The 1395-nt window shown below is 27.3% G+C and carries 1 protein-coding gene; it reads left to right on the top strand.

The window, feature by feature from the left end; genetic code table 11:
• The first annotated feature begins 28 nt into the window (after window positions 1-28).
• A complete protein-coding gene (locus tag F0310_RS05665; protein ID WP_182117989.1) occupies window positions 29-1057 on the top strand; it encodes a hypothetical protein in 1029 nt (342 codons plus the stop codon).
• Window positions 1058-1395 lie beyond the last annotated feature (338 nt).

Genomic DNA, 1395 nt, shown 5'->3' with positions numbered 1-1395 from the left:
GTTTTATTAAAAAGGAAATATAAATATTATGCGATTATGTTTAATAAAAATTTTTATTATACCTAATTTAGTATTTAATTCTCTTTTTTTATTTGACAGTTGTTCTGGTTTTCTATCTAAAAAATCTATAGAACAATTAGCATTAAAAGATCATCAAGAAAATAAAAATACTACTAACAATACTACTAATACTTCAGTAGATAAAAATAGTAAGGAAAATGAATCTCCTAAATACGTTACATCATCAAATATAAAAATTTCTGATACAATCTTACAAAAAGATTCTAATCAACATATGTCAGATGATACTAGTGCAAATAAAGAATTCCTACAAAATTCAAGTACGGCAGTAATTCAAAATGAATCTCCTGCTCAACCTAATGCAAAGGCAGAAGAAATTAAATCACCTACTGCACAACATGAACCACTAAAACAAAATAATTTGAAAAATAGCCTTACTACTACAACTACAACAAGTAAAACTCCTGCTATTCCTTCAGAAGACCAAATTAAAGCTAACTTAGATGCTTTCGCAGAAGAAGAACATGAGAAAGCATCTCTTGAAGCAATTAAAAATGCTGATCTAATTATGGATCCTTCTAAAAATAACTTAGACAAAAATATTAATGATGTCAAAAAAGATTATGAGCGCCTAAGTGATTACTTTGATTCTTTTCATTCATTGCTAAAGGATCTAAACAAAACTCCCCAATCAAGAAAACATTTGATCAAAGAAATGCAACGTATTAGGCCTATTTTACAACAAAAACTAGAAGAAATGCATAAACACATCCAAAATGCAGATAACTACTGGCAATCTGCCAAAAGTATATTAGATGAGGCTAAGGATAAACTAGCAGAATCCATTCATAAGAGATTACTACTTAAGACATATAGAGTCAGGTTTTTAAATAACAGATATGACAAAGAACATACAAAAAGATTATCACAAGTTGCTCTAGACTACGCAAATAGTTGCATCCAAAACACAGAAAATGCTGTTAATTCTCTTCAATATGGGAATAACTGCAAAAAAGAAATAGAAAAGTATATGTAAAAGGATTTAGGTAACACACCAGACACTATAAAATAGTGTCTGGCTTCTTTGTTTATGATATTATCTTTCCTAAATAACAATTTATTTTCTCTTAGCTTTATAGTTTGTTTTTATCAGCATTATCTATTATTTTATAAATGTGATATATTTCTTTAAGAATAAATCATAAATAGAATCGGAATATAAGAAGAGGTAATTAGATGAATTTAATTACTAAATTATTTATTCTAACTACTTTATTTTACAGCATTATCTCTTGTAAATTATACAAGAAGATTACAGACAACGCCGATCAGGTTTTAGACAAACTAAATAACAATAATGAGTCTTTTAATACT

Origin of the sequence: Borrelia sp. A-FGy1, from assembly GCF_014084025.1 — a bacterium.
GTDB lineage: Bacteria > Spirochaetota > Spirochaetia > Borreliales > Borreliaceae > Borrelia.
This window is presented reverse-complemented; position numbering and strand designations above follow the sequence as displayed.